We start from the raw sequence: 8,700 nt of genomic DNA, 5'->3' as shown, positions 1-8,700 counted from the left end.
GTTCGTGGGCATCGGTGCCACCGTCATCCAGGCGGTGCGCATCGGGGCGCGCGCCGTTGTGGGAGCGGGCGCGGTCGTGGTTCGCGATGTCGACGATGACACGCTCGTGGTGGGCTGCCCGGCGCGTTCGGTTCGTCGCCTCGACAGCGGGCGCTGAAGGCTGCAGCCCCACCTGCGCGAAGGAGGGTCTCTCCGGGTCGCGAAACACGGTTCTCGGCGGCGGCGTCCATGACAGCGGCGGCGCGCGTCCCCGCGGATGCGCGTCGACCCCGATTCCCGCCACGAGAGCAGCCATGTCCGCGCACAAGAGACAAGAATCCCTGGCTGACGCCATCCACCGGCTGGCGCACAAGCGAATCCCCCGTTCCCCCGCCTACTGGATAGGTGCTCGTCGACCGTTCGGGTTCACGCCCAAGGACGGGCCTCTCGACGTGATCTTGTGGGTTGACCGCGAGACGCGGGAGACGCGTTGCACGACGACGCTTCCGACCGGAAGCGACCCGGAGGCGATGGCGTGGGAGCTCATTCACGCCATCGAGTGCGAGGGTCACGACTGGCGCCCGATGATCCCTGCGGTGGTGGCGGTCGGAACCGAGCGCGACAAGGAGCTGATACGCCCTGTGCTCGACGCGCTGCGCATCGACCTCGTGCAGCGCAGCCACGACGACGATCTGAACCCGATTCTCGATGAGCTCGTTCTCGAGCCGCACATCGACTCCTTCCTCGATGTGGAGAACGTCACCCCGGAGATGGTGGGGCGCCTCTTCCAGCTGGCCACCGAGTTCTATCAGCAGTACGGGTGGGCTGAGCAGACCCTCGAGATCAGCGCGCCTGGCGCGTCGTCTGTAGAGGTGAGCATCACGCCGGACGACGCGGAGCCCACCATCGAGATCAGAGGCCCCCATCAGCCCCTGCGCCTGCTCATCGCGTACTCGCCTGCCGAAGAGGTCTCGCAGGTGCTGCTCGATGATGTGCGTTCCCATGGGTGGGTCTGCACCTCCGACCTGCGTGTGCCCGTCCTCGAGGTGCTGGAAGAGGGCGAGGAAGAGGGAGAGCTTCCGCACCCCGAGCACATCGAGACCGCTGTGCGCGTGCTCGAAGCGCTGCTCATCAGCCTCATCGAACAGCGCTGAGCCTCGTCACCACGCCGATGTGGCGTCTATTGACACCCCCTGGTGCGTGTGCTATACTCCCTTTTGCTTTTGGAAGGTTGTTGCTGACAACCGCTCCACGATGCGGGGTTGTAGCTCAGTTGGTTAGAGCGCGTCCCTGATAAGGACGAGGTCACCGGTTCGAATCCAGTCAACCCCACCACTCAACACGGCGGGCTCGGCGCCCCCACCTGGGGATGTAGCTCAGCGGGAGAGCACCTGCCTTGCACGCAGGGGGTCGTGGGTTCAAATCCCATCGTCTCCACCAGAAAGAACCGTGCCACGGCACGGTTCTCTTCATTTCCGGGTGGCAGGCGCATCGTGGTGGGCCTCACGCATTGATGCCCGTCTCGATCTCTGCTATGATACCCGAGTGAAGTGGTCTGACATCGTTGCTTGCATCGAGCGCGCCCTCAAGTCGCTGATTGCGGGGCAGAAGCCCCCCCAGCCACGCCTCATCCCGGTCCCCGTGCGCAGCCGTCCTCCGATGCGCCGGCGCTGAGCGCACCGCGGTCTTCCACGCAGACGGCGAGACCTGCGTCAGCGCGTGAGGGGTTGAAGGTCGTACAGAACCACCTCGCAGCCGTAGAGCCCTTCCGCATCCGGCTGCGCTGACTCTCCGAACCTCTCTCGAACCCGCTCCGTTGCGACCTTCACGGGTTTTCCGAAGCGCGCGTCGAGAATCCGCCGCATATAGAGGTAGTGCTCATGGCCGTTGGCGCCACGCACGATGTAGCAGCCTCGCTCGTGCAGCAGGGCCCAGCGGTATCCGTACGTCGCGATGGCCTTCACGTCGTCGGCCGTGTAGCCCGCCGGTTCGTCAGACTCTCCTTCGTTGCTCGTGCGAAGCCAGTGCAGGAACCGATTGTCACGGGTGAGGTTTCCGGGGTTCTCGGCTAGCCAGCGCGTGATCGATTGCGGATACCCTTCGGGAATGCTGCCGGTCGCCCAGCCGTCGAGAACCCGCTTGCCGTGGAAGATCTGGTAGTAGTTGACGTAGTCTCCCTCTCGCAGGGGAAGCTCCATCACTCCGTCCCCTTCGGCGCTCGCGATGGCCGGATAGACCTCGGGCACGCGCAGGAGCGTATGGCTCAGCGGAATCGCGCCGGCCCCCTCCATCTGCCAGAGGCTGCTGCCGATGATCGCGCCCACCATGACCACGCGTGCCCACACGGGGAGGCGGAGGCGCCGGAAGAGCATGGCCACCGACCAGGCTGCGACCACGCCGAACCCCGTGAGGAAGAGCCCTTCCATCCGGATGGGTGAGAAGAGGCGAGAGAAGAAGGGCACATATTCGAAGAACCACGCCTGAGGCAGCTTGATTCCGTGGGGACGGGCCAGGTACGCCTCACTCACGCCACCTTTCAGGTAGGGGCCCAGGCTCAGGGCATAGCCCAGCGCCGCGAAGGCCACGAAGAGCCACGGGCGTCGTGGGATGAGCACCAGCCCGCCCAGGACGAGCACGGTCAACGCGAGGGGAACGGCGCGCGGGTACTGTGTCAGGAAGAGCAGGTCCCAGCTCACCGAGTCGCTGCGGAAGCGCTGCATCGAGTTCATGAGCGCGTCATCAGAGCTGTGGACGTTGTGGGGGTTCTCGAGGTTCTCGAGGGTTGGGAACGAGCGCTGCCACGAGACCTCCGGCAATGCCTGATGGCGCACGAACGCCTGCTGGAGGTACCAGGTGGCGTAGGGCAGCGATGACGTCAGGGCCACGACGAGCAGAAGAGCGATCTGCGCGCCTCTTCGAGCCCCGTCGCGACGCACCAGCACCGCGCACGTCACGCCCAGCAGGGCAATCACCAGCCCGCCCACCGCGGCGGGCGTGACCCCGAGCATGGCGCACTGCGCGATGCCGAAGATGCTGGCGGCCGCGAGGAGAACGTAGCGCACGCGGGCCTGCAGCGCCTGCGCGCGTTGCGGCGCGCTCGCCTGCGCGGTGGCCGGTGGGGGGCAGGCGAGCCAGACCAGCCAGATCGCCGTCATGAACGCCGCGCTCATCCCGTAGAAGAGGAAGACCGACGAGCACAGCCCGAAGGCAAGCCCCGCCAGTGCGGCCCAGCCCAGCGAGGTGCGATCTGCGGTGACGCGCATCAGCCCGTAGGCGTAGATGGGAAGGGGGAAGACCAGGGCCTGCCGGATGCGCCCCGTGTCGATCTCGAGCAGCACGTAGGCGGCAAATGCCATGGTGAACCCGCACAGCACCGAGGCCGCCCAGTCGTCGACGAGAAGGCGTGCCAGGAAGTAGCCTGCCAGGCCGTCGAGAACCAGCATCAGAATCACTTTCGCGTTGTAGTGGGCCGGATTGCCGAGCCAGGCATCGAGCGGCATGGAGAGCGCCTGGAGGTCGAAGACATTTCCGGTCTCCGGATAGGAACCGCTCACCAGCGCCGTGCGCACCGCGTAGGAAGCGCCCGCGTGGTTCCAGGCATCAACGATGAGTCGCTTCATCCACCAGTAGCGCCACATCCACCCTTCGATCTCGCCGCCGCCGGTGTAGGCATCCTGGAAATGTGGAAGAACGCCGCGAACGCACCACAGCGCGATGCACGTGAACACGATGGCGGCCCCAGCCGTGCGGGCGACGTTGGCAAGCCGCTCTGAGGGTGCGGCCTCGTCGGTGTGGTGCGATGACATGGCGCTTATTGTAGCGCCTCTCCGCCGTGCAGGCAATCGCCATTCTTGTGCCTTTGCCTGCGCGCTGATATAATCGAGGGCATGTTGATTGATCCGTCTTCCGAACCATCTCCAGATTCGTCCAATGAGCCTGGTCGCAGATCCGGGGGGATTGCAATCGTGCTCGTCGCCGCGCTCATCATCGTCATCGGGGGAATCGTCGTGCTGGGGCGCCGCGGCGACTCCGGTGCAACGCCCGGGGGGGCTCCCGGCATCAAGAACGGCAGCGGCGCGCCACCTCCCACCATCTTCGAGGTGAAGGCGGGAACGCCCATCGCACCCTCTGCGAAGGAGTGGGCCGTCTGCGCGAACCCCAGCTATGAGTACTGGTTCGAGTACCCGACGGCGTGGCGCCTCTCCATCCCGCCCGATATGACGCCTCTCGGTGCGGCGCGACTGCTGCAGTCTCCGACGCACAAGACGCTCTCCATCGTGGTCATCCCGTTCGGCCTCTACGGCAGCAGCTCTGAGGCCGAGATCGAGAAGGCTGAGTACAGCTATCTCGGCGACCACTCCGTGGTTGGCGGCTCAGAGAAGAAGACGCGCCTCAATGGCCGCGAGGCCGTGCGGCGGCGCTACCTGTGCCGCGTGCCCACGGCCGCTGGCTTTGACAACTACGTGGCGGAGGCCGTCATCGTGCGGTCGAAGACCACGGCCTACGGGGTCTTCCTTGCCGGCGATGAGACCGAGATCAAGGAAGGCGCTCCGGTCTTCGAGCGCGTCGTCGGGTCGTTCCACGTCGAGAAGCTCCCGCTGCGCGCAAGCGGCGTTCCGCTCATGCCGGGCAGTGCAAGCGGCGCGCCTTCCGCGAGCGGTGCGCCTTCCGCGAGCGGTGCGCCTTCCGCGAGCGGTGCGCCTTCCGCGAGCGGTGCGCCGGTAACGGGCGACGCCTCGCCGGGGTCTTCGGAAGAGGCGCCCATGGCAGCCAGCGGCGCTCCGGCCTCGAAGGGAGCGCCGACTTCGAGCGGCTCTCCGTCGTCTGGAGGGCACTGATTGGCTCGCGCTCTCCTCGTCGCATTCTTCGCAGTGATGATCCTGACGCTCTCTTCAGGGTGCTCGCGCGCTGATGGCCCGACGGCGACGACCTCCCCGCCCGCTGCGGCGAAGTCGACGTCGGCGCGCGAGCTGCAGTCTGATGACGTGCTGAACAGCTACCTTGATCCAACGCGCAACGAGACCCAGCAGCCTGACGAGGTGGTTCGACGGTTGGGCTTGAAGGAGGGACACGTCATTGCCGACATCGGCGCGGGATCCGGATACTTCACGTGGGTCTTCTCAAAGGCGGTGGGGTCGTCTGGCAAGGTGCTCGCCGTGGACATCGATGCGCACGCCCTCGAGTTCATGCAAAATCGCATGGTCAAGGACCCACCGGCACACACGAACATCAAGTTCGTCGAATCGAAGTTCGACGATGTCTGCCTTCCGCCGGCAAGCGTTGATTGGGCTTTTCTCTGTGAGGCCCACTTCATCGTGGAAGGAGATCCCTCGTCGGCTGCCTGTCTGCGAACGATTCGCAGGGCCCTCAAGCCGGGCGGCAAGGTGGCGGTGATCGAGGTCAAGGACGATCCGCTTCGCGGCAAGGTCTCGATGGAGCGTCTCCAGTCAGGCTTTCTGACAGCGGGATTCGCTTTCGACAGCAAGCACGATCTCTACGATCGAGAGTACTTCGTCGTCTTTCGCTGAAGGAGCAGCGGCAACGGCCTTCGTCTGTGGAGGCCGTCGCTGGGCTGTCTGACGCCACAGCCAGGCCAGGCAGAGCCCTTGTATGAGCAGCGCGATGAGGGCCACCATCAGGAAGATGGCGCGCTCCGTCCCTTTTATCGATGGCAGAGGGCGATGTCTCATGGCGATGTTGCCTTCAGTGATTGTGCGCTCGCGTGAATCTCGACCACGTAGTCCGGTGAGAACGTGAAGCGCCCTCTCTCGCGCGTGCCCCTGGGGAGCCAGCCATGTGCCATGGCCGACTCGAGTAGACGTTTGCGGCTGTCGAGGTCGCGATGGATGACGAGGAACGTCTTCACCTGCTCTATGTCGTGGACGTTGTCGCCGTGCTCGAGCGCGTCGGACGTCTCCACGACGAACAGGGGCATCTGTCGCATCGCGGCGTGATAGAGGAACGAGCGTGGCTGGAAGCGTGACGCATCGTCGCTGCTCTCGAGCACACCCACCCATCGCTGCGGTGATCGATCAAGGGCGCCGACGGCGTCGAGCACCTCATCATAGGGGAAGCTTCCGGGCACGGGCATGGCGGGAAGCACGGGGAGCGCCCCCAGGTACACACGGTCGTTTCGCGCCTGCTCGCGGCTGGGGCCATCGAGCCCGCGGAATCCGCGATGTCGCCACTCCGAGGCGGTGACCTGCCAGAGGCAGGTGATGGCCACCAGCAACAGCACCGACACGCCGAATGCGCGCGCCAGGCGCTTCGACAGCGGAGCGCTCACCAGCTCCTGCAGATGCGCGGTCCAGACCAGGGCCAGCGGGACCACGCAGGTCACCGCCGGCATGAAGTAGCGACTGTCCGCGGGCAGCCGCGCGGTGAGCGCCATGTCGATCAGCACGCTGGCGGCGAAGATTGCCGTGAAGGCCCGCAGCCGCGGGAGGGAGAGCCCCACCGCGATTCCCGCGACGAGCAGCATGGGTGCCCCGTGAACCATCATCGATGTGTCCTGCAGGTAGGTCATCCAGCCGTGGCTGGTGTCAACCTGGACGTGTGCCTGGTAGACGATCTTCTCCCGTACGCGCTCGCCGTTGTAGTAGTACCAGGGCCAGGCCGCCATGGCCGACAGCCAGAACGATTCAAGCAGGTTTGCCAGGGTCTCGAGGTGCGGGTGCGTTCTCACGGCACGCCGGAGCGAGCCCAGCCCGATGATGAGCAGGCCTGCGCACAGCAGCCAGGGTGTCCACCGAAACGAGGGCCCGTGGGTGAGATCACTGCCGTCGAACACCCCGGGAGACTCGAGGACGTAGAGCCCCATGGTCATCACCGTTCCCGCCATGATGAGCGCAACGAGAAGGCCTGGCCAGCGTTCCTCGTACATGTGGGTGAGCGCCCCGTGCAACGTGTACAGCAACAGGGGGAGCACGAAGGCGGGATGGGTCCACTTCGAGAGCATTCCCAGCGCCATCGAGACGCCGAAGAGCAGGCTCCACCCGCGACGGCTGAAGCCCCGGCTGTAGAGAAGTGCGCACAGCGAGAGAGCGAGCATGGCAGTGGAAGGGAGGTCGAGGAAGTAGGTGCGGGCGTGATCGAGCACCACGGGAGAGCAGAGGGTGGCCAGGGCGCAGATGAGGCCCGTTGCGCGTCGACCGAGCCCCACGCCGATGCCGTACATGCTGAGCCCCATGATGGCGAGAAAGGGGAAGAAGCTGGCGATGGCAACCCACGTGTGGGGTCCCAACCACCGGTAGAAGATAAACGTCATCTGGTAGGCCAGCGGGGGATAGTGGCCAGGGTACAGCAGCCACAGGGCGGTCGGCCGCTCACATGCTGGCACCTGCCACAGCATCTGTATCGAGTTGAAGAGATGGCTGTTGTCGTCGCTCAGCGGAGGCGCCTGGTTGTGGATTGCCCAGGCCACGTTCAACCACGTGACCCCCGCGGAGAGGGCAAGGATCAGTGTCAGATCGAACAAGAGCGCAAGCCGCGAGGGGCTGCTCGTGTGCTCGGTTCGAGCCGACTCGGCGGGCGGCAGCGACGGCGACGACACGGGATCAGGCGAAGGGGTGCGGGGTGAGGTTCAGATCGTCGGCGCGAAGCGCTTCATCGCCTCCTCGCGCGTGCTGGGCAAGCGCCATCAGCCGGGCGCCCGCGCGGGTGGAGGCAAAGGTTGTGGGGTCGATGCCGAGACGCGCGGTCACAGGAGGGCGGGGAAGGGTTCCCGCGATCCAGGCGCGTGTCACCACGATGCCGGCGGCGGCAACATCCGGTGGGGTGATGTCGATCCACAGCCCTTGCATCCCTCGCAGGCCGAGTGTGTGACGCCACGTGTCGATGGGGTCGGTCACCCCGCTCGGCACGGTTTCCGGCATCGCGGACTCCGGTCCTTCGAAGAGGAAGTCGGCGGGGGCTCCCGGGTCGGGAAGCGCGCGCGCGCGGCTTGCCATCGCCCTGGCCCACGCGGCGCGCAGCGCCCGCTCTGCCTGCCAGCTCGCGCCGCAGCCGTGGAACCATCGTCCCTGGTGCCTTCCGATGACAGCGAGAACGGGTATCCCCAGGTCGTTTCCGATGTCGATGATCTCGATCTGCGCGCCGGTCTCCCGCGCGTCGTCGAGGGCGTCGCGCCAGGCCTCGGGCAGATGGCGCGCAGACACGCGTCGAGGCGCGCAACCGACGTGCCACGTGACCATCAGCGCGTCGTCCTCAGCAACGCGTGAGAGCGCCCACCGCACGGAGACATTCAGGCTCGGGTGCGCGCAAGGCAGGGCGGCGCAGTCTCGAGGAAGACCGTCTCTTGGGGCTCCCTCGTACACCAGATCGGCGGGGACGGCGATGACGTCACCCGAGTGGAGGTCGTGGGCGCGCGCCCAGTCGAGCTCCAGACCTTCGTCGAAGCCGCGCTCCCCTTCGGAGGGTTTCACCAGCGGCGACATCCACGCGCTGGGGGCGGGCGCGGGCAGCGCCACTCCCCGCCGCGTTCCTCGCGAGAACGGTCTGCCCGCCCGCAGGTGGCTTGCATAGCGGGCAAGGCCATCGAGGACGGCGTCTGCCGAGAGCTCGCGCTCGGGCCGCTGCAGAACAGGATCGGGGTGAGGTCCGCCGAGATAGGGTGAGGGCTGGGTGATGCGCACCACGGCAGGCAGCGGATGCGACGGCTCGTGGGTCGCGGTCGACAGGGAAAGCTCGGGCTCAGCGGCCAGCTGGGGCTCGAGGCGGGGC

At 66.3% G+C, this 8,700-nt stretch carries 7 protein-coding genes and 2 tRNA genes; 5 read left to right on the top strand and 4 right to left on the bottom strand.

All coding sequences use genetic code 11. The features are described 5' to 3' along the window. Positions 1–293 precede the first annotated feature (293 nt). The 4 genes from EB084_13910 (at position 294) to EB084_13895 (ending at position 1,653) form a co-directional block, all read left to right on the top strand. Positions 294–1,133, top strand: a complete 840-nt coding sequence (locus EB084_13910; protein ID NDD29351.1) for a hypothetical protein — start codon at positions 294–296, stop codon at positions 1,131–1,133. Positions 1,134–1,237: 104 nt separating this feature from the next. Next, positions 1,238–1,314: transfer RNA gene (locus tag EB084_13905), tRNA-Ile, on the top strand. Positions 1,315–1,344: 30 nt separating this feature from the next. After that, positions 1,345–1,419 (top strand) — tRNA-Ala (locus tag EB084_13900). Between the two features lie 39 nt (positions 1,420–1,458). Then, positions 1,459–1,653, top strand: a complete 195-nt coding sequence (locus EB084_13895; protein NDD29350.1) for a hypothetical protein — start codon at positions 1,459–1,461, stop codon at positions 1,651–1,653. 38 nt (positions 1,654–1,691) lie between these two features. Here the strand turns inward: EB084_13895 and EB084_13890 are convergent, their stop codons facing one another. Beyond that, positions 1,692–3,785 carry a hypothetical protein gene (locus tag EB084_13890; protein ID NDD29349.1) on the bottom strand — a complete coding sequence of 698 codons (2,094 nt, stop codon included), beginning with the start codon at positions 3,783–3,785 and terminating at the stop codon, positions 1,692–1,694. Between the two features lie 567 nt (positions 3,786–4,352). Then, the gene (locus EB084_13885) at positions 4,353–4,814 is read right to left on the bottom strand and encodes a hypothetical protein (protein ID NDD29348.1); all 462 of its coding nucleotides are present in this window, start codon (positions 4,812–4,814) and stop codon (positions 4,353–4,355) included. Positions 4,815–4,817: 3 nt separating this feature from the next. Here EB084_13885 and EB084_13880 point away from each other — a divergent pair, with 3 nt between their 5' ends. Further along, positions 4,818–5,507, top strand: coding sequence for a class I SAM-dependent methyltransferase (locus tag EB084_13880; protein NDD29347.1), 690 nt, complete (start codon positions 4,818–4,820; stop codon positions 5,505–5,507). A gap of 158 nt (positions 5,508–5,665) precedes the next feature. On the opposite strand, the gene EB084_13875 is transcribed toward EB084_13880, so the two are convergent. Beyond that, positions 5,666–7,531, bottom strand: a complete 1,866-nt coding sequence (locus tag EB084_13875; protein NDD29346.1) for a phospholipid carrier-dependent glycosyltransferase — start codon at positions 7,529–7,531, stop codon at positions 5,666–5,668. A gap of 4 nt (positions 7,532–7,535) precedes the next feature. After that, positions 7,536–8,700, bottom strand: a 1,165-nt coding sequence (locus EB084_13870) for a hypothetical protein (GenBank protein ID NDD29345.1), incomplete at its 5' end; no start/stop codon positions are given.

It is taken from the genome of Pseudomonadota bacterium, from assembly GCA_010028905.1.
GTDB lineage: Bacteria > Vulcanimicrobiota > Xenobia > RGZZ01 > RGZZ01 > RGZZ01.
This window is presented reverse-complemented; position numbering and strand designations above follow the sequence as displayed.